Consider the following 18119-nt stretch of genomic DNA (forward strand, 5'->3'; position numbering starts at 1 on the left):
CGTCGTCCTCTCGGCGTGACCCTAGTCAGTGAGGCGGTAGACGGCGGCAGGTAAGTCGCCGAAGTCGACGTTGATCGCATTCGTGCTTTGCCCAACGGTGTCCCACAGGCCCGTCCCAAAGTTCAGCTTCTCAATCTTCGTGCGCCAGCTATTCAGTCCAATAGGAGTGGCGGCAATCGGCCCGTTTAATCGATTCACGAACACAACGATGTCTGATCCGTTAGTGGGACTCTTGAACTCGCTCGCCATGACGTTTTGCGAGGGCAGCCAGCCGACCACAACACCGGTTTGGACCCCGAGCCAAGGTGCGACGAAATCAACGTAACTATACCCGCGTAGCGCGTCCTGGACCTGGTGTGTGAAGCCGAAAACACTCTGCTGTTCGACAGCGATATCCCGCGGATTGTTCGAAGCGTCCAACATGCCGAAGCTATGTCCCTCATCGTGGCTAATGAAGTTCGCGGTGCCTCGGCCCCCGAAAGCATAAAACCACGCGGCGAACCAACGAAGTTCGCGGAACGAAGCATGCCGCAGTTCTTTGGGATTCGCAGTCGGAGCCTCTTGCTGCACGTTCTGTAAGTACGCAATCGGGACGATGCCCCTGGCGTTCGCCTGTTGCGCAATGATGCTGGCGTTTGCGGTCATGAGCTCTTCCCGGGCAACCGTGCAGCTGTCTAGCGCCGCATTGAACGGATATAGGTCGTATGCAATGTAGTCCGGTTTTATTCTGTCCAATGCTGATATGACGTGTTCGGCGTAACGGGATGACATCGCGTTAAGCTTTGTGCGGTCCACCACCGAGTTGGTATTGCAGTCGATCCCGATATCTATTGGATTTAGGGCGTCTGGACTATCCTCTGAAGACTTTGGTCCGTTGAGGCCCGCGTCATTTGCGTTCACAGGCACCAGGTTTACAAACATCTTGAGGTCAGAGATCAGAGGTTGGGCACGGACGCACGCGACCATGGCTCCCAGATTTGCATGTTGGTTGGAAGATGGCTCGTCCTTCAGTTGGAGCCCTACAAACGAATCTGGATGCCGCTGCTTAAGCGGGATGAGAAACGCATTGATTCGATCGGCCGTGTAGCTATCGCAGCTAAAAACCCCACCGCCATCACCAACAGCCTGAAAGAAGGTCCATGTTTCCATGGTAAGAAACTTCGCACCATTGGCCTCGATTGCTGTCGCGAGGACCTCAGTCTCTTCTGGAGTAGCGGAAGGAATCATGAAGTACTCGACGCCCGACGTCCGGAGGTTTGTTACGGCTTTGAATGCCTGAGCCGGGCTCGTCATGTAGCAAGTAGTTTGCGCCCCTGATCCATCAGCCGGACAGCTCTTGGTCGCTTCCATCATCACGAACGAGCCACTTGGTAGTGGAGCGCTTGCTCTACCCGTTCCTGAGATCAAAGTCACAGCTGATATGGCAGCAATGGCCCATACCTTCGGACTCTCCATGTGTCGCTCCTAGTGGGGTGATTCGATCTGTCTAAGCGTCTCTCCTGGAATCTACAGCCATGCAGTTCCCGACGAAAGAGCGCCGGACTGCGAGGGCATACGTTCGTTCTTGCCTCGATCAACGACGGCTTGGCCGTCACGAAGCCTCGCCGCTTACTCCCGCACTATGGCCTCTTCATAGTCGATGTTGCCGGCCTGCACTTCGTTCTCCAGGAACTCGCGAACCAGAGGAAGAAGCTTGGCTGACGGCACTGAGACGGCGAGCAGCTTTCGCTGCGCGAAGTACTCCGCTCGACAACCCAGGCGAACAAGAACGTCTTTGACGTTGTCTTTCGCTTCCTCCTTGAAGAACACTACTCGGACCAGGGAGTTGGCTGATGCCTTATGCACGTCTTCAAACCACAGCTGCCCATCTTCATTACGGACTCGAATCAGATCATCGAGCGTCGCCGCGTAGGTGAAAAATGGAATGTTATCGATCTGGACCACCGACGCATCGGCGGTGGCGAGAGCCCATACGGACTCGCTGGCAAAGCCGGGGTAGTCATCCTCGTCTTGCTTCAGGCTAAAGATAACTTTCAGTTGCTTCTCCACTAATCTGAACCCTTGTCGTTATTACATTCGCGACAGAGTACCTGACCATTCTCTGGCGAGCCGTCTCCGCCCTTGGACCGAGCTATGACGTGGTCCACTTGAGCCTAGTTGCACGGCGGCGTTACGCCCTTCTGACTTTGCTGTGATGAAACGGTCTCGGTCGTGGGCTGAAGCGAAGACAAGCCTTTTCGCTACCGTGCAGCCGGTTGGTCGCCCGCCTTCAGATCGTCCCCGACACCATGTGCCAGATAGCTTGCGTCAAGCAGTTGCGTCGCGAGGGCACCGATTTTCATGTGGTCGAAACTTGTGTTGTTCATCACGATGACGGTGTGCCCGTCCTCGATCACTCGCCAGGCGAGTACCCGGAATGCGCCGTTGGAGCCGTACTCCCAGGCGACAAGACGGGGTTTGCCGCCAATATCGAGCGTCTTGGTGCGACCGCCGAGCGCATAGTGCTGGTCGGGACGGATCACGGTCATCAACGTGTTCAGTGCTTTTGGCGACAACAGCTTGCCGGCAAATAGCCCATCCATGAGCTGAAGCATATCGTTGGCGCTGGCATAGAACCCACCTGCCATCACCAGAAAGTCCGGATTCGGTTTACGCAAAAGCTCCGGTTGCGAGTCGAGCTGACGGTATCCAAAGGCCATGCCTGGTACGTTTGCCGAATCGCCCACCCATACGCCGCTGTTGTGCAACCCCAGCGGCTGCAACAGCATGCGGCTCACCAGGTAGCCGTAGGTCTTTCCGGTGACCTTTTCCACAACCGCCTTCACGATCAACCAGTTCGAATGGGAGTAGTCCCAATCCGTGCCTGGTTCAAAACGAAGGTCGCCACTGGCGTACTTGCGCACAGCCGTATCGTTGTCCAGCGACAGTTCCTTGACGGTCGGGTCCTGTTTGGTTGCCGCGTCGATGTCGTTCGGGACGCCGCTCGAATGACTCATCAGCCAACGTAGCGTGATCTTTCGCCCGGTATCCTTGCGATAGTCGGGCAGATAATGCGTGATGGGTTCATCCAGCGAAAGCTGGCCCTGCTGGACAAGGCGCATGACGACAATGGCGGCGATCCACTTCGAGATGGAGCCCGTTTCAAAGCGGGTATCGGCAGAGAGTGGCGCCTGCGTCGATGCATTCATGACGCCAAAGCTTTCAACGTAGTCCGCTCGGGAGCCCTGTGCCACCAACACCACGCCGTTGAAGCGTTCCTTCTCGGCGAAGTTTCGAGCCACATCCTCGCATGCACTGCAAGTGGCCATGGCCGGGCTAGAGATGACCGCAACGAACAAGGCTAGACATCGAGCGACGACATATAGCCTTCTTGGCATCGCAGCCCCAGCGGAACGGGAAGCGCTTGAAAGGGAGCGATTGCGCATGATGCCTATGTGCTCGTGGGCAGGAGCACCGTTCGATGCCATACCCCTCTGGAACGTTTATAGGGGACCAACGCCAACTCCCCTCCGATGCCTGGGGCCATCCGCCGGTACATCGGGAAAAACGCATGCCGTGGGACGAACGCCGCCCGTGACACGTTCCGCGTGACCGGTAACCTGGATTGAAATGTCCTTGTCATTCAGGCGACCTACGGTGGGTCGCCAGACAAGCAATCAGCGATAACTTCCCATGGATAACTCCCGACGCCGTTTCCTGGGCGTCGCCGGCGGATTCGCCGGTGCATGCGTTTTCGTCGATGCCTTGCGCGTGGCCCAGGCGGCGGATACGCCGATGGCCATGCCGATGAAGCAACGGATGGCCATGCCGGGCCTGGCCGCGCCGAACGTGCCGCTGGTGAACCCGGTGACCATGGCAAAGTTCGTCGATGCCCTGCCGGTGCCACCGATCGCCTTGCCCACGGGCAAGCGTGCACACGCCGCGTTCGGAGGCAGGCAGCTACCCCTCTACCGCATGCCGATGCGGGCATTCAGTGCCAGGGTGCACCGGGATCTGCCGCCGACACCGCAATGGGGTTACGCAGGGTCCACGCCGGGGCCCACGATCGTGACGCGCCGTGGCGAGCCGGTGCTGGTGGAATGGGTCAACGAGCTTCCCACCCGGCATTTCCTGCCTATCGATCACGGTATTCATGGCGCGGAGAAATCCAAACCCGACGTTCGCACCATCACCCACGTTCACGGTGCACGCGTTTCGGCGCCGAACGACGGTTGGCCTGAAGACTGGTACGTGCCGGGTAAATCGTCGACTGCCCTTTACCCGGGTGACCAGGACGCCGCCACCTTGTGGTATCACGATCACGCCATGGGCATCACGCGACTGAATATCTACGCGGGCCTGTTCGGCAGCTTCCATGTGCACGACGACGACGAGCAGGCCTTGGGGCTGCCCTCGGGCGAATTCGACATTCCGTTGATGCTCTACGACCGCCTGCTCGCCAAGAGCGGCAAGCTTTACTACCCGGTTTCGGACGATCCCGAGGCGCCCTGGGTGTCCGAATGCCGCGGCGATGCGGTGCTGTGCAACGGCAAGCTGTATCCGTATCTCGACGTGGAGCCGCGCCGCTACCGCCTGCGACTGATCAACACGGCCAATACCAGCTTCTTCAACCTGTCGCTGTCACATGGCAAGCCGTTTCAGCAGATTGGCAGCGACCAGGGTCTGCTGGGAGCGCCCACCGATCGCATGAGCATCGAACTCTACCCGGCCGAACGCGCCGAGGTGATCGTCGACTTCAGTGCGTATGCCGGCCAGTCGGTGCAGCTACGCCACCAGGCCGACGGCATCGTCGAGTTCCGCGTTCGCGCCAAGGGTCGCCGCGATACCTCGGTGGTACCGGCCGCGTTGCGACCCGTCCAGCGCATCGATCCATCCACCGCGGTGCAGGACCGCGTGCTTGCACTGGGCGAACAGGACGATTCGGGCGGCAATCCGATGACGATGCTGCTCGATGGAAAGATGTGGAGCGATCCCATCAGCGAGAAACCCAAGAAGGGCACGGTTGAAACCTGGACATTCGTCAATGTGACGGGCGACGCGCATCCCATCCACCTGCACCTTGTGCGCTTCCAGATACTGGAGCGCCGTCCGTTCGACCTCTTCGCGTGGAACGCCCGCAAGGAACTGAAGTTCACCGGGCCATCGATGCCACCGGCCGCGCACGAGGCAGGCTGGAAAGACACCGTGCGCTGCGACCCCGGGATGGTCACCCGCATCATCGCGCGCTTCGACGGCGAGCCAGGCAAATACGTCTGGCATTGCCATTACCTCGAGCACGAAGACAACGAAATGATGCGTCCCTACGAACTGGTCTGAACTTTTCTCGCTCTTTGTTGCGGTGGTAACGATTGTTCGCAATATCTTGCGTTGACGCGTGAACGTCATCACGCCTTCGCCCATTGTCGCCTGCGTGCCAACAGTTGGTCACATGCGGGGCAGATGCTCACGGCAGTCGACGGGCCACCCACAACCTTAGTCGACAAGCATCAGGGGGAAGACTTCCAGTAGGGAGAGATTCACAATGGTTACTTGGTTGCGCCGAACACGCCTTTCGCCGCTGTTGATTGCTGCGCTTTCCGTCTGCCTTGCCGGCGTCGTCAGCGCGCAGGACACCACTCCGCCCGACCACGATGCGCCGTTCCGCCAGAACGTACCCGTGGCTCCCTTCAAGAACCCGGGCGGCCTTCCCGGCGGCGTCGTCGTACTGCACAAGCCGCCCCGGGGCCAGGACAACAGCAACAATACCGTCACCCCGATCAAGCACGTGATCCTGCTGATCGGTGAAAACCGTACGTTCGATCACGTCTATGGCACCTACACAGCGCCGAAGGGGCAGTCGGTGGACAACCTGCTGTCCAAGGGCATCGTCAACGCCGACGGCACGCCGGGTCCGAACGTGGACCTCGCCACGCAGTTCATGGCCTCGAGCACCGGCAAGTTCGACATGTCGCCGAAGAAGGCCGGCAAGTACAAGACGCTTCCACAGATGAACACCGGTGGCGCACCCACCGCGGCACCCTTCGCTTCCGCGGCGCAGGCGCAGGCCATTGAGCCGGCCCTGCCCGATGACACCTACGACATGCTCGCTACCGGTGGCACGGGCCTGCCCAACCGCGTGGTCGATACCCGTTTCCCGGCCAAGCTCGTCAACGCGCCGGTGGATATGCATGCGTCGATCAGCTACGACGCCTACGCCAACAGCCCCGTGCACCGCTTCTTCCAGATGTGGCAGCAGCTCGATTGCGACACCAGGGCCGCCACCGCCGCCAACCCCAGCGGTTGTCGCAACGATCTGTTTCCCTGGGTCGAAACCACCATAGGCGCGGGCACCAACGGCGCTCCGCAGCCGGCGAACTTCAACGATCAGACCACCGGTGAAGGCTCCACCGCCATGCAGTTCCTGAACATGGCCCAGGGCGATGCGCCTTACTTCAAGAAGCTGGCCCAGAAGTATGCGCTGAGCGACAACTTCCACCAGTCGGTGATGGGCGGCACAGGTGCCAACCACATCATGCTGGGCTTCGGCACCTTGATCTACTACGCCGATGCGAACGGCGACCCGGCCACCCCGCCGAAAAACCAGATCGAGAACCCGGACGCGCAGTTCGGCACCAACAACTGGTGGATGCAGGACGGTTACGGTGGTGGTTCATACGTCAATTGCGCTGACGAAAGCCAGCCGGGCGTGAAGCAGATCAGGAACTACCTGCGCTCGCTGCCGTACCTGACGTTCAAGGGCACGGACTGCAAGGCAAAGGCTTACTACCTGGTGAACAACTACAACCCGGGCTACCTGGGTGACGGCACGCCGGCTCCGCTGGGCGCCGACCAGTTCACCATCCCGCCGACCACGCAGGAGAACCTGGCGCTGCTGCTGGAGAAGCACAACGTTTCCTGGAAGTACTACGGTGAAGGCTTCGGTGGCGGCAAGGAAGACGGCGAGGCCGGCACCTTCTGCAACATCTGCGATCCATTCCTGTACTCCACCCAGGTCATGACCAACCCGGAACTGCGCGCCAAGAACCAGGACATCAACGACCTGTACAACGACATCCAGAACGACACGCTGCCGGCGGTTTCCATCGCCAAGCCGGACGGCATCCTCGATGGCCATCCGGCCTCGTCGAAGCTGGACCTGTTTGAAGGCTACGTGCGCAAGATCGTCGAGATGGCCGAAGCCAACCCGAAGGTATGGGACGACACCGTGATCATGGTGACCTTCGATGAAGGTGGTGGCTACTACGATTCCGGCTACATCCAGCCGATCGACTTCTTCGGCGACGGCACGCGCATCCCGCTGCTGGTGGTGTCGAAGTACTCCGTCGGCGGCCGGGTCGTGCACACGTACTACGATCATGTCTCGTTCGACAAATTCGTCGAGGCCAACTGGAACCTGAAGGACCAGATCTCCGGTCGCAGCCGCGACAACCTGCCTAATCCGGTGGCGTTCAAGGAGAACCCGTATGTACCGGTAAACGCGCCGGCCATCGGCAACCTCATGGACATGTTCAACTTCACCAGAAAGGACGTCAGCGACACCACCGCGATCGCCGACTGATCGCTCACGGTTCGCTCGATCCGACCCTGCCCGCGAACGCGGGCAGGGTTTCGTGTTTGCAAGGAGTCAGATGATGATGAAGCTTTCCCTGCCCAGCCTGGGGATCGGAGTAATGACTCTGGCCATGACGGCGGCCGCACCTGTCCACGCCGATGCCGGTGACTTCGGCGCCATGCCCGGGCTGTGGAAGATCCAGGTGCGGCATGTGGCCCACGGCAAGGCAGGTGCACCGGAAGTGCACTGGCATTGCGTGGATGAAGGCGCCGATCCGTGGACCACGTTCGCCGCGTGGACGCCAGCGGAGGGCGAGTGCACCGCCACGGACCAGCAACGCCGCAGTACCTCGCTGGCGTGGAAGCTCACCTGCAAGGCGGCCCCGGCGGCTTCGGCGCGTGTGGATTTCGACAGCGCCAAGCACTACACGGGCAGCGTCACGGCCGAAGGCCGCGGCGAGGTTACGCAGGTGGAGGGCGACCGTTACGCCGCCTGCACCAGTCCGCAAGATTAACGAGACGGCGGCTGACGCGGCTCCAGTGTATTGGGAGCGCTTCGCGCCCAGGACGCCACCGCTCGCTAGAACGCCGTGTCGTCCGATCCCTGCGCGGCCAGCTCCCTCTTCATATCCTTCAACCACAACTTCAGTCGATTCACGTCGTCGAATGCACGGAGATCCTGTTCGAAGGTCCGAACGGCATCGCGTAGTGAGGTGATACCCGCGGTCAGCGCGCGCTTCACGGTTTTCGGGGACACCGCGAGCGAAGCACTCATTCCGCACCTGGCCCGGTAGCCAACCTCGATGTCGACAAGCTCCCGATCGAGCCGGCGAAGTTGCTCCTTGAGGATCGTATTCCAGCGCTCGAGCCTATCCTCGCCGACGTTGTCCAGCTGAGCCCGATCGATGTGTTCCAGCTCCAGCTGAAGCTCCAGCAGGTCGAGCAGACTCTTGCTGGCATAGGCCTGGTTCACCCGCTGCATCAGCGCAGCCTTTCGTTCGCGTTCCACGGGATCGGGCTCACGATCGGGATGAAGCACGCTGGCCAGCTTGCGGTAGACCTCGCGGATCGACAGGTGGGTCTCCGCCTCCTCGGCCCGCGCGCGCTCTTCGGCCGCATCACGCTTTGGCTTCTTCTTGCGCCTGGCGTGGTACGCCTCCCGTGCTTCCCGATGCATGCGCTCGCGCTCATCCTGCTGTTCGAAGTGCTCCTGCACATGCCTGAGCACGTCCTCCGCTGAGCCGGGAGCGGCCTCGGCCTGAACGTCGGCGTCTGGCGTGCCTGGCGCCGCGTCGCGCGCATCCCGGAACGCGGCCGACCCCGCCCCGTCAAGCGAAGCGTTGTAACGGCGGTAGATCTCTGCGATCGCCGGATCGTCGACGGAGGCAAGCAGATCGCCGGCGATGTGGCCGATCAGTTCCGCGATCGTCTGACGCTCGGGCCTTGTAAGGCTCTTGATGTCGTGCGATCGATCGAGACGGCGGACCAGTTGCGCGCGCGTCGCATCGAAGCGCTGTCGAAGCGGCGAGAGCTCGTCGTTGTATCTCCGCCGAAAGATGGCGTCGAACGCCTCCCACTCGGCTAGCGTGGCACGTCGCTTCTCGATCTTTCCGACCAGGGTGCTGAAAGACGCCTGTCCCTTCGACGGCGCCTGCACGATGCCATGGCTCGCCATACCCATCGCGGTGAGGGCTTTCTTTGCCACGGAGCCATTTCCTCACAGAGCACGGAGACACGTGAGGTCATTTTACGCCACATCGCTCACAACGGCCCCGTTGCCTCGCCGATGACCGGGCCCGTCAACACGTAGTGGCCCGATCCCAACGAGAGCACGGCACCCGCGGTCCCGGCACATCGCGAGTAGTGCTTCGAGGCCATCCCCCAAGGCTGTCGTCATCGGCGAAAACCGTAATCAGCATGTTGCCGATGGTTTCTCAGCGTTCGACCGATAGGTCGCGCCCCTCGCGAGAGTGATCGTGACGGCGGGCGCATGGCCATCGCGTCGGCCAGCCATCGCCCGGCGGAGAACGTGCCTGCCGTCCATGGCCACGCAAGAGACGACATCGAGGAATTCCCATGAAGAACACGATCATCACCGCCGCGCTCGTCGCCTGCCTGTTGGGCCTGTCGTGCCCCGCCCTGGCGCGCAATGGCGACCCGGCACCGAAAGGCTGGCTTCTGGTTCGCAGCGGCGCGGCCAACACGGACGCCAACTACGACAAGGAAGACAGCGACAGCAACGGCAAGCTCCACGGCGTCTCGGTGCTCTGCGCGGGCATCAGCGATACCCCCGCCAAGGTGCAGCAACTGATAGCCACCGATGGCACGCGCGTGTGGGGGCCCAACCGCGGCGTCGCCCAGGCGTCCACGGCGATCAACCTCGGTGGCAACGTGGTCCTCGATGCGCTCCCGAACAATCCGAACCATTGCCTCATCAACGGCCTCACGGTGTCGAAGATCAAGGGCATCTGGCACTGATCCATCGGCAGCATGCCTGCTCGGGAAAAACCTCCCCTGCGCGCAGGGGAGGTGTGCGCCGCCTGCGCGCGCAGTCGGCTACGCCCCGATGCCCTTGGAGAAATAGGTTGACGGAAGCGCCCAGACCGCCCAGCGCGACAGCTCGATAGCCGGCTGGATGAGTTCCTCGACATGCGGCGGGACACTCGCCCCACTCAGCCAGCGCTGGGCGCGCCGAATCCACAGCCCGGCTAGGTCCGGATGCCAGACGAAGGTGCCGACGCTCTCCGCCGGCATCGTGTAGCCGAAGCGATTGCGCCCGTCCGCGACCGACACGCGACGCTCGTCCTTGTTGAGGTTCACCATCACCAGCACGATCGATCCGTCGGTTTCGTTCTGGAAGGCCACATTGGCGACACCCTTGTCGCCGACATCGGTATCGGTGGAGTTCACCCGGAACGCCCCGGGCTCGACGAAGCGACTGAAGTGCGCCAGGGCGTAGTACTCGTCGTTGCGAGTCACCGCGCCCGTCTCCGAATCGATCGTGATGACGCCTTTGCAGGCCGAGCAGCCGCCGAAATGCGGTCCATGGTTCTCGTCGAGCGCCAGGTTCCAATAGACCACACCGCGAGCCCACTGCCTGATCCCGGTAACCAGGAGGTTGCGGGTGAACCAGAGCAACTCGCCGTTGATGTACAGGGGCCAGTCGCCGCCGGTGCACTCGGTGATGTAGGCATCCTTGTCGGGGTGCGCGCGATGCACGCGCCCTTGTTCGTGCTGGCTGCCGCCATAGCAGTGCCAGGCCACGCCATCGATATAACGAGCCGCGTCGGGATCGGCCAGCACGTTCAGGGGTTCTTCCACCGGGGTCCAGTTGTGATCCCATTCCAGGATGCCGGTTCTCGGTTTGCGGGCGGCCAGCTTCGGCCCCAGATACTCCGAAACCAGCCTCGCGCGTGTTTTCGCCCCCATGGTCATGCCGGGGTAGCTGATCGGCGCGTAAGCCGGCTCGTTCTGCAAGGTCAGGGCGAAGATCGGAATGCCGTGGCTGCGGTACGCGTCGAGATACTTGACGAGGTAGTCCGCGTACGTGCTCTCGAACTGCTCCAGCAGCTCGCCGCCGAGCAGGTTCTGTGTCGTCCGCATCCACGCCGGCGCGCCCCAGGGCGAAGCGATGGTGAGCATGCCGGGATTCACGGCGAGGACTTCGCGCATCACGGGTATCACGTCCTGCAGATTGGACGCGATATTGAAGTGTTTCAGCTGCGGATCGGTCTTGCCGAAAGGAATATCGTCCAGCGTATACACGTTCAACGAGAAATCGGACGAGCCGATCGTCAACCTTGTCATATTGAAGTTGAGGTTGGGCGGCGGTCCATACAGCTCGCGCAACACGTCGTCGCGCTGCCGATCGTTCAACTTGGTGTGGAGAAGCCAGGCCGAGGAATCGGTCATGGCCGCGCCGAAACCGGTGATGGTCTGATACCTGGCCTTCGGATCGATCGTCACGTCGGCGGATGCCGAGCCTTGCGCGCTCATGGCGATATCGGGCTGCGGCGCGAGCTTGAGCTTGTGATCGGCGGTGCTGAGCCAGAGCTCGACGGAAGGCATGATCTGTGGCGCCGGCAACGCGCTTCTCGCTGCCCTGAAGGGGGCTACGAAGCGCGGCGCCTCGATGGCTGCCAGCGTGATCAGCACGATCAGGACGATAAAACCGCCAGCCACGCGGTTGGAGCGACCACACATCCTTTCGTTCGCTGTGCCGCTCACTTCAATCACGACGCTTCCGGACTCTCGTTACGCTACGTATGTCGACTCAGCATAGCGAACCTTTCAGGTACCCGCACCAGGCTCACCGTCCCGTCACGGGCGAAAACGAAGATGCTCGCTGTATCGTCGTCCGCGCCGGCAGGTTTCGAAGCCTTCGTAGCTTCCTGCGTGAAGGCCGACGATGGGTACTGGCCCCGCTCCCCTGGGACGATATCGAGACACTGCTCGGGCATGCGGGCGGCTTCGGTATTACGATCTTCCCTCCGGACAAGGGACCGTCCGAACCATGAGAGATCGTTACGATGCGCAATGCCATCCTGATAGCAGCCCTGATCGCCGTCGGCCTGTTCGGCAGCGTCGTCGCATTGCGCTGGAGAGCTTCGCATACGCCGCCCATCCTCATGGTGAAGCTCGATGGCGCCGCCGCGCACGCCGTCTCCGGCCGCCTGCTGATCTTTGCGACACTGGCCAGCAACGCGAGGGGCCAGGAGAAACACGGCAAGGTGACCCAGGTCGACGCCGACCCGTGGCATCCCAAGCGCACCGCGGTGGCGGCACGCGAAATCCAGCGGCTCGCGCCGGGACAGACCGCCGAAATCGATACGGACGCGATCGCCTTTCCCGAAGGCTTTTCGCAACTGCCGTCCGGCGAGTACCTGATGCAGGCCGTACTGGACCAGGACCACAGCTACAACTACAGCGGCCGTGACACCGGCGACCTGGTCAGCCCGGTCGTCAGCGTTCGCTTGCCGCTATTGCTCCCGACGACCCTGCCGTTGGTCGCGATGCGATCGCATCCCGATCCGTGGAAGCTGGACTGGGAGACGCCGGACATACGGGCCGACGCCACCGAGGCGCGCCGCGACACACGCCCGCTGGATATCACCAGTCGCCTGCTGTCGACGTTCACCGGGCGCCCGATCCACATGCGTGGATGGGTCCTGCTGCCGCCGGATTACGATACCGGCGATGGCGAACGCTATCCCACGGTCTATGTCACCCATGCCTACGGCGGCGACAAGGACAGCCTCGTCGACGACGTGGTCACCGTGCATCTGGCGATGCGCAAGGGCGAGATGCCCCCGATGATCTGGGTGTTCCTGGACCAGTCGAGTGCCACCGGTACGACGGAATTTGCCAACTCGGTGAACAACGGTCCCTGGGGAGATGCGCTGACCCAGGAGCTCATCCCCGAGCTGGAAGCGAAGTACCGCATGGATGCGAAGCCCTCGGGTCGCCTCCTCACCGGACATTCCTCCGGCGGCTGGGCCACGCTGTGGCTGCAGACGCAGTACCCGAAGCTATTCGGCGGCACCTGGTCGACCTCGCCCGATCCCGTCGACTTTCACGACTTCTCCGGCGTGGATATCTACGCTCACAACGCCAACTTCTATCACCGTCCGGACGGCGAGCCGTGGCCGATCAGCCGCGTGCATTTCCACGGCGAAGGCTCCTTCGCCGATGCGGCGCGACTCGAACGTGTCCTCGGCCCTTACGGCGGGCAGGTTTCGTCGTACGAATGGGTGTTCTCGCCGAGGAACGTCAATGGCACACCCATGCTGCTGTTCGATCGCTTCTCCGGTCAGGTCGATCCGCAGGTGCAGGCCTATTGGATCGAGCACTACGATATTGCACGGTACATCCGCCTCAACTGGCCGACGCTCGCCCCGGACCTCGACGGCAAGATTCACATCGTCGTCGGCACGGAAGACAGCTGGTACCTCGATGGCGCCGTGCACAAGCTCAAGGCCGTGCTCGACGGGCTGCATGCGAGGTCGGATATCCGCTTCCTGCCCAACAAGGCACACATGGACCTGTACGCCAAGGGCGACGATCCGAACGCGCTGCTCAAGGAAATGAGCAGGCAGATGTACGTCGTGGCGCGCGGAAGCGCATTCCCGGCACAGCCCAAGGCGGCCGAAGCGCACTGATACGCGTTACTCGCGGCGCGAACGCGCCTTCGCGCGGGGGCGCTTGCCGATCGTAGCGGCCTGCGGAACATCGCGCGGCGCGGCGGCCGCGCCGTGGCCGAGCTGTTCGAGCGACGACAGGTCGTCGACATAGGAAACGAAGTGCTGGAGGTAACCCGGCGACAGATCGCGCATCAGGGCGATCGACCGGTGAACCAGTGCGCTGGAGTTGAGCGGGCCGGCGTTCTCGGGGGCGTGCGCCAGCGACTGGCGCAACTGGCTCTCGGTGCGCATGCGCGACCAGAGTTTCTGGAAATGGTCGAGCGCCGCCAGCTCGGGAAACGACGCCGAGCGCGCAGTGAGCTCGTCCGCGATCCGGCCGAGCGGCCCACGATCACGGCGCATGGGGTGCCGGACCGGTCGATGACGGCTTCGAAATGGGCGCGATCTCCACGCGGCGGTTCTTTGCGCGCCCTTCGTCGCTGTCATTCGCGCTCACGGGTTGCTCCGAACCGAACGCGGCCGCGAAAACCGACGACGCAGGAACACCGTCCGCGATCAAGGCACGGGTCACGGTGAGCGCGCGCTGCGCGGAAAGCTCCCAGTTGTCGGCGAAGTGCCGGTTGCCGTCGTGCACCTGCTGGTCGTCGGTGAAACCACTGACCATGAGCACGTCGTCGCGGGCGGTCAGGTAATTGGACAGCGGGCCGGCGAGGCTCTTTAGGACCACACGCCCTTCGGGCTGCAACTGATCGGAGTTGAGCGCGAACAGCACGCTGCCGCGAATGCCGATACGGCCGTCGACCAGGGTGACCCGGCCGGCCGCCAACGGTGCGGCCAGCGCCTGTTCCAGCGTCATGCGGCGCTGCGCCTCGGCCTGTCGCTGCTTCACTTCCTCGTCGAGCCGGTGCGAGAGCTGTAACTGGACACCGATCACGCCGACCAGGATGAGGACGAAGGCGCCGAGCAGGACCGACATGAGATCGCCAAAGGCGGCCCAGATCGGCGCGACCGATTCGCCTTCGAACTCGATGTCGTCGCTCATGCGGTTTCCGTCCCGGCGGCGGCACGGTGTCGCGCGAGGTGCTGCATCTCTTCGATGATCTGCTTCTGCGAGAGCATGCTGAGGTCAACGACTTCCCTTGCCTGCGCGACATAATAGGCAAGCTGCTCGTCGCTCCGGGCCAGCGAGTTGTCCAGCGCGGTGGCGATGATCTGCAAGCGCTCCATCAGCGCCTCGTTGGACTGGCCGAACAGCTGCACGCCGCTGCTGAAGGCTTCGCCCAGGCTCGCCACGTCCGTCGCGCTGCCGGCGATCTGCGTGCCGACCGCCTCGAGCTTGCCGGTCTCGGTTTCGATGTGGTCGGTGAAACGCGTGCTCACCCGCTCCAGCAGATCCGCCGAGGTGGTGACCAGTGCGTCCACGGCGACGCGTTGCTCGGTGGAGGCGTGGTTCACCGCATCCAGCAAGGTCTCGAGCGTGGCGAGGAGACGACTGCGTTCCTCGAGCATGGCGGTGTCGCGAACCATGCTGTCGGAGAGCTTCTGGCGCAGCTCGGCGACGATCGCGGCGGCGGCCTTCGGTGCTTCCGATGCCGCGTCGACGAGACGGGAAATCTCGGCAATGGTTTCGCTGGCGTGGGCCTGGGTCTGCGTGGCGATGTCCGCTGCCGTGCGTGCCAGCGCGTCGCAGATATCCTGCTGGCGGGTGGCGACGTCGTTTCCGGCCTCCTGCCAATGGGCGTTCAGCGCGGAAACCATCGCGGCGAGCGATTCGGTCCAGGTTGCCAGGCGTTCCTCGTCGCGCGCCTGCAGCTTTGCCTGCAGCGACGACGCATGGTTTTCGAAGGCTGCGGACGCGGCCATGAGGGCCTGTTCGTTGCGCGTGGCCAGGCCCTCGTTCGCCGTGGCCTGCTTCGCCAGGGCGGCGGCCCAGGCATCGGCGACGTGGCCGGCCGTCGTATCGAGTCTCGCGGCGACGCCGTCGAGCAAGGTGAGGGAACGCTGCTCGAAGGTCTCGGCGAAACGCTGTTGCGACGTGCGTAGATCCTGCACCAGCGCCTCGTTCGACACCTGCTGCGCGGCGACGGCCCCGTTCCAGATCCCGGCGACGGCCGTCGTGCTGGATGCGAACGCGGTGGACAGGCCTTCGAGCTGCTGCTGCACGGCCTGCGTGACGGTGTCATGCAATACCGCCGTCTCGCGGGCGAGGGCCGCCATCGTCGATGCCACGACCGGCTGGAACGCAGCGCTCGCGGCGCGCGCGCTTTCGGTCACGCTGTCTTTCAGCGACTGCTCGACGGAGGATGCGAGCTTTGCATAGATCTCGCCGGTCGAGGCGTGGAAGGCCTCCTGGCTGGCGCGCTGGCGCTCGCTCGCCTCACGGTTCTGCTGCTCGATACCCGCCATCATGCCCTGCAGGCGATCGATCAAGGCCGGCATCGCGTCGGTCTGCCGCTGCAGGAGCCTGAATGATTCCTCGCGCTGATGGGCCTGCGAGTAGATGCGCAGTGTGCTTGCGATCTTGACGTCCAGCGACTGCACCGCTTCCAGCCGCTCGCGGCGACAAAGGGCCGACAGCAGTCCCAGCATCGCCGAGGTGGCGACGCCGGCGATGGAGGTGCCGAAGGCAAAGCCCAGACCCTTCACCGGCGCGGCCAGCGACCCACGAATCGCCTGAAGGTCCGTGGCGCTTTCCAGCGCCAGCCCCGTGCCGCGCAGCGTCGCCATCATGCCCAGCAGCGTGCCGAGCATGCCCAACAGCACCAGGAGGCCGACCAGATAGGGCGTGAGTGAAGGTGCAGGCAAGGCCACGCGCTCGCCTTCGACGCGCAGGCGCACGGCATGGCGCAGGCTCGGGTGAAGGCGCTCGAGGAAGCTGCCGAGACTCGACGGCGCAGCCGGCAGCTCCGCGACGGCTTGCTTGAGGGTTCCGGTCGCCTGGCGATAACGATGCAGCTCGAGCGCGCCGGCGAGGTAGCAGGCGCCGATCAAGAGCGCGACGGCAGCGCCCAGCGGATTCGAGCCGACATAGCCCACGCCGATCCAGCACACGGCGACGAGGCCGACGACGAACACCGCAAGGTTGAGAAAATTTCTGAACATGACTTTCCAGTTAGCTGGCACGAAGCGCTGCGAGCAGCCCTTCGACCGGTTGAAAACGAACGTCCAGTTCGGCGAGCAATACGCTCTGCATGTCTTTGCGAAACCCGTCCAGCCAGGCGGCGGACGGGTCGGCGCCGTTGGTTTGCGCGCGCTGGCGCAGGCTGTCGAAGTACTCGCCCAGCAGCGTGGGCAGCTTGCTCAGCAGGGACTGCTCGCGCGGACTCAACGCCATCTCCATCACCGCATCCACCTCCGCCAGCCGGGCCATCCCGGGGGACGCCTGGGCGAGCATGTCGCGCAGGTCGCCTCTCAGGCTGCCTGTGGTGGCCTGGATCTTTCTCTGCAGGGCGATATAACGCTGGCGGAGCGGCGCGTAGTCGTTCGCGGCATCAAGGCTCGGCATGCCCTGCGCCTCGCGCTGCCCGGCGGTCACGAAGGCCCGGTCGTTCGCGATGGCCTGGACCAGGGCCTCACGCGAGCGCAGGTATTCGTCCTCCGCGGCCTGCCCGAAGGCAGGCAGGTCGTCGGCCGGCTCGGCGGGCTTGCCGTCGAGGGCCGTGGACAAGGCGATCGCCTGCTTCCAGTCGAGCCAGTGGCTCAACCGGTCCGGAAGCGAGGCGCCGGATTGTGGGGCGTCGACGTCGGTGAGGCGGGTGAGCATGCGAATGAACGCGGGGCCCCGGACCGTCGACCGTTGAGGTGCTGCGTGCACGGTTCTGCCGGCTAAAAGACGACCATTTTACACGCGAACGCTAACCGCACTGTTTCCCCTGAAAGGCGATATCACGAGCCCTGAGAATGGGCTGCGGGGGCGCCATGGCCCTCGCGCGGGCGCATCGCCACGCGGACCAGGTAGATCACGATCAGGACGTTGGCCACCAGGATCGCCAGCTTGAGCCAGCTGAAGCGCTCGATGCACTCGTAGAGTTCCACAGGGACCAGCGAGCCGGTGGCAATGACGGTGAACCACTCGGCCCAGTACTTGCGCATCCACAGGCCGATGCCTTCGGTAGCGAAGATGGCCGCGTAGACGAGGGCGACGATGCCGACCGCGACGAACTTGGCCGGGCCCATGCTCTCGAGCAGGTGCACGAGGCTCCAGCGCATGTCGTTGCTGTCGGTCAGCTGCAGATGCTCCAGCCACTGGACCAGATGATGAAAGCTGTCCTGGCGGTCCAGCCGGAACGCGGCGATGGCGATGATGATCAGCCCAATGGTCTTCACCGCCTTGTAGACCGCGATGATGCGCAGTCCGGCGGGGTAGTGGGGGGTCTCATCCGGATCGTTCGAAGTGCTTGCAGGGGCCATGGAACGATCTTACCGCTC

16 protein-coding genes are annotated in these 18119 nt (G+C 63.1%); 5 read left to right on the top strand and 11 right to left on the bottom strand.

The window, feature by feature from the left end; all coding sequences use genetic code 11:
• Positions 1-21: 21 nt before the first annotated feature.
• From VM621_RS16435 to VM621_RS16445, 4 genes are all read right to left on the bottom strand, one after another.
• On the bottom strand, positions 22-1455 hold the full coding sequence (locus tag VM621_RS16435; protein ID WP_325470035.1) for a hypothetical protein: 1434 nt from the start codon (positions 1453-1455) through the stop codon (positions 22-24).
• Positions 1456-1608: 153 nt separating this feature from the next.
• Positions 1609-2049, bottom strand: a complete 441-nt coding sequence (locus VM621_RS16440) for a DUF4265 domain-containing protein (RefSeq protein WP_325470036.1) — start codon at positions 2047-2049, stop codon at positions 1609-1611.
• Positions 2049-2147 carry an HNH endonuclease gene (locus VM621_RS19645; protein ID WP_414674555.1) on the bottom strand — a complete coding sequence of 33 codons (99 nt, stop codon included), beginning with the start codon at positions 2145-2147 and terminating at the stop codon, positions 2049-2051. Before VM621_RS19645 ends, VM621_RS16440 begins: the two co-directional genes overlap by 1 nt.
• A gap of 93 nt (positions 2148-2240) precedes the next feature.
• The gene (locus tag VM621_RS16445; RefSeq protein WP_325470037.1) at positions 2241-3338 is read right to left on the bottom strand and encodes a serine hydrolase domain-containing protein; all 1098 of its coding nucleotides are present in this window, start codon (positions 3336-3338) and stop codon (positions 2241-2243) included.
• Between the two features lie 334 nt (positions 3339-3672).
• Between VM621_RS16445 and VM621_RS16450 the strand changes: the two genes are divergently transcribed.
• The 3 genes from VM621_RS16450 to VM621_RS16460 all read left to right on the top strand — a co-directional run bounded on the left by VM621_RS16450 (position 3673) and on the right by VM621_RS16460 (position 8066).
• The gene (locus VM621_RS16450; protein WP_325470038.1) at positions 3673-5316 is read left to right on the top strand and encodes a multicopper oxidase family protein; all 1644 of its coding nucleotides are present in this window, start codon (positions 3673-3675) and stop codon (positions 5314-5316) included.
• Between the two features lie 217 nt (positions 5317-5533).
• On the top strand, positions 5534-7558 hold the full coding sequence (locus VM621_RS16455) for an alkaline phosphatase family protein (RefSeq protein WP_325470039.1): 2025 nt from the start codon (positions 5534-5536) through the stop codon (positions 7556-7558).
• Positions 7559-7631: 73 nt separating this feature from the next.
• On the top strand, positions 7632-8066 hold the full coding sequence (locus VM621_RS16460; RefSeq protein ID WP_325470040.1) for a DUF3617 domain-containing protein: 435 nt from the start codon (positions 7632-7634) through the stop codon (positions 8064-8066).
• A 65-nt stretch (positions 8067-8131) separates the two neighbouring features.
• Here VM621_RS16460 and VM621_RS16465 read toward each other — a convergent pair whose 3' ends face one another.
• Positions 8132-9256, bottom strand: coding sequence for a J domain-containing protein (locus tag VM621_RS16465; RefSeq protein ID WP_325470041.1), 1125 nt, complete (start codon positions 9254-9256; stop codon positions 8132-8134).
• A gap of 371 nt (positions 9257-9627) precedes the next feature.
• On the opposite strand from VM621_RS16465, the gene VM621_RS16470 reads away from it, so the two are divergent.
• Positions 9628-10029, top strand: coding sequence for a hypothetical protein (locus VM621_RS16470; RefSeq protein WP_325470042.1), 402 nt, complete (start codon positions 9628-9630; stop codon positions 10027-10029).
• A 78-nt stretch (positions 10030-10107) separates the two neighbouring features.
• Here the strand turns inward: VM621_RS16470 and VM621_RS16475 are convergent, their stop codons facing one another.
• On the bottom strand, positions 10108-11754 hold the full coding sequence (locus VM621_RS16475; protein ID WP_325470043.1) for a glycoside hydrolase family 30 protein: 1647 nt from the start codon (positions 11752-11754) through the stop codon (positions 10108-10110).
• 326 nt (positions 11755-12080) lie between these two features.
• Here VM621_RS16475 and VM621_RS16480 point away from each other — a divergent pair, with 326 nt between their 5' ends.
• Positions 12081-13709 (top strand): alpha/beta hydrolase, encoded by a 1629-nt coding sequence (locus VM621_RS16480; protein ID WP_414674556.1) that lies wholly within the window; start codon positions 12081-12083, stop codon positions 13707-13709.
• Positions 13710-13715: 6 nt separating this feature from the next.
• On the opposite strand, the gene VM621_RS16485 is transcribed toward VM621_RS16480, so the two are convergent.
• The 5 genes from VM621_RS16485 to VM621_RS16505 form a co-directional block, all read right to left on the bottom strand.
• Positions 13716-14093: a DUF2894 domain-containing protein gene (locus VM621_RS16485; RefSeq protein WP_414674557.1), complete on the bottom strand. Its 378-nt coding sequence runs from the start codon at positions 14091-14093 to the stop codon at positions 13716-13718.
• Entirely contained in the window at positions 14083-14733 is a 651-nt protein-coding gene (locus tag VM621_RS16490) for an OmpA family protein (RefSeq protein WP_325470044.1), read from the bottom strand. Before VM621_RS16490 ends, VM621_RS16485 begins: the two co-directional genes overlap by 11 nt.
• Positions 14730-16793 (bottom strand): DUF802 domain-containing protein, encoded by a 2064-nt coding sequence (locus VM621_RS16495; RefSeq protein WP_325470045.1) that lies wholly within the window; start codon positions 16791-16793, stop codon positions 14730-14732. Before VM621_RS16495 ends, VM621_RS16490 begins: the two co-directional genes overlap by 4 nt.
• A gap of 10 nt (positions 16794-16803) precedes the next feature.
• The gene (locus VM621_RS16500) at positions 16804-17454 is read right to left on the bottom strand and encodes a DUF3348 domain-containing protein (protein ID WP_325470046.1); all 651 of its coding nucleotides are present in this window, start codon (positions 17452-17454) and stop codon (positions 16804-16806) included.
• Positions 17455-17576: 122 nt separating this feature from the next.
• Positions 17577-18101 carry a DUF2127 domain-containing protein gene (locus tag VM621_RS16505; RefSeq protein ID WP_325470047.1) on the bottom strand — a complete coding sequence of 175 codons (525 nt, stop codon included), beginning with the start codon at positions 18099-18101 and terminating at the stop codon, positions 17577-17579.
• Between the last annotated feature and the right edge of the window lie 18 nt (positions 18102-18119).

The organism is Luteibacter sp., assembly GCF_035539195.1.
In the GTDB taxonomy this organism is placed as follows: Bacteria; Pseudomonadota; Gammaproteobacteria; order Xanthomonadales; family Rhodanobacteraceae; genus Luteibacter.

Bases quoted from the DNA above. Each gene is read 5' to 3' on its own strand.
- VM621_RS16450 (WP_325470038.1), top strand. From the start codon at position 3,673: ATGGATAACTCCCGACGCCGTTTCCTGGGCGTCGCCGGCGGATTCGCC.
- VM621_RS16475 (WP_325470043.1), bottom strand. From the start codon at position 11,754: ATGTGTGGTCGCTCCAACCGCGTGGCTGGCGGTTTTATCGTCCTGATC.
- VM621_RS16470 (WP_325470042.1), top strand. From the start codon at position 9,628: ATGAAGAACACGATCATCACCGCCGCGCTCGTCGCCTGCCTGTTGGGC.
- VM621_RS16435 (WP_325470035.1), bottom strand. From the start codon at position 1,455: ATGGAGAGTCCGAAGGTATGGGCCATTGCTGCCATATCAGCTGTGACT.
- VM621_RS16495 (WP_325470045.1), bottom strand. From the start codon at position 16,793: ATGTTCAGAAATTTTCTCAACCTTGCGGTGTTCGTCGTCGGCCTCGTC.
- VM621_RS16485 (WP_414674557.1), bottom strand. From the start codon at position 14,093: ATGCGCCGTGATCGTGGGCCGCTCGGCCGGATCGCGGACGAGCTCACT.
- VM621_RS16460 (WP_325470040.1), top strand. From the start codon at position 7,632: ATGATGAAGCTTTCCCTGCCCAGCCTGGGGATCGGAGTAATGACTCTG.
- VM621_RS16505 (WP_325470047.1), bottom strand. From the start codon at position 18,101: ATGGCCCCTGCAAGCACTTCGAACGATCCGGATGAGACCCCCCACTAC.
- VM621_RS16490 (WP_325470044.1), bottom strand. From the start codon at position 14,733: ATGAGCGACGACATCGAGTTCGAAGGCGAATCGGTCGCGCCGATCTGG.
- VM621_RS16480 (WP_414674556.1), top strand. From the start codon at position 12,081: ATGCGCAATGCCATCCTGATAGCAGCCCTGATCGCCGTCGGCCTGTTC.
- VM621_RS16500 (WP_325470046.1), bottom strand. From the start codon at position 17,454: ATGCTCACCCGCCTCACCGACGTCGACGCCCCACAATCCGGCGCCTCG.